The following is a 918-nucleotide window of genomic DNA, read 5'->3' on the forward strand; positions in this document are numbered from 1 at the left end:
CTTCTGCGTCCGAACGAGGTGTGGAAGTTCTCCTTCTACCCTGTATGCGTGTTTATTCAACGCACTGACCTTGGGACCGAGTTGGAACATCGCGAAGAGGAATATGCCGAGTTCGCCGATCCTCATTGATGCGAAGGTCAATGCCAGATAGATTAACACGAAGACCGAAACTGCCGTTGCAAGTTGATAGGCGTTGCTGATTCCCGACTCATTTCGCTGTAATTTGATCCGGTACCGCTCAAACTTCTCGATACCTTCGACAAATCCGGAGCGAAGTTCGTCAATCATTCCGAACAGTTTTACATCTCTGATTCCCTGTGTACCCGCCTGTGCATTAGACTGAATCTCCTCTTTGGCATCCGCAACTTGGTCCCCAAGCGAGTAACCAGTCTCAAGTACGTACCTGAAAAAGAGCGTCACGGAGCCGAGAAACACGGCAGTAATGAGCGTCAACAAGGGAGAAATATAGAGAGCAATAATGAAATATATTGATGCAAGCAGGCCTTGTTCAATAGTATGAAGAGTATACCTGATTACCCTACCAGCGTACTCAGCCTGCGTAACGATAGCATTGAGAATGTCATCGGATCCTTCCTTATCAAAGTAACCGACACGAGCCTCTAACGCGTTATCGAATGCCTCCTCTTGAAGATGGCGAACGTATTTCGTTTCGATAGCAGCCCGAAACCAGCTAACGAGAAACGATACAGTGTACCGGACGATCATTACCGCTGCAACACCTGCAACGAGATAGCCAAGCGTGAACGGAATTCCTAGTGTCTCATAAACCGTGAGAAACACCGTGAGCAGTCCATCCGCCTCCTCTGCTGAGGCATTCGACTGGGCAACTTCAATGATCGGCATGATGAAACTCAGTCCGAACCCTTCGAAGATCGCGGCGATCACGCTAAGAACGAC

Annotated in this window: 1 protein-coding gene; it reads right to left on the minus strand. The window is 48.8% G+C overall.

All coding sequences use genetic code 11. The features are described from left to right. The coding region (locus tag ACFR9S_RS13485) for an ABC transporter transmembrane domain-containing protein (protein WP_379818881.1) at positions 1-918 on the minus strand (918 nt) is incomplete at both ends.

The sequence above is a fragment of the Halolamina salina genome (genome assembly GCF_042678005.1).
Classification (GTDB): domain Archaea; phylum Halobacteriota; class Halobacteria; order Halobacteriales; family Haloferacaceae; genus Halolamina; species Halolamina salina.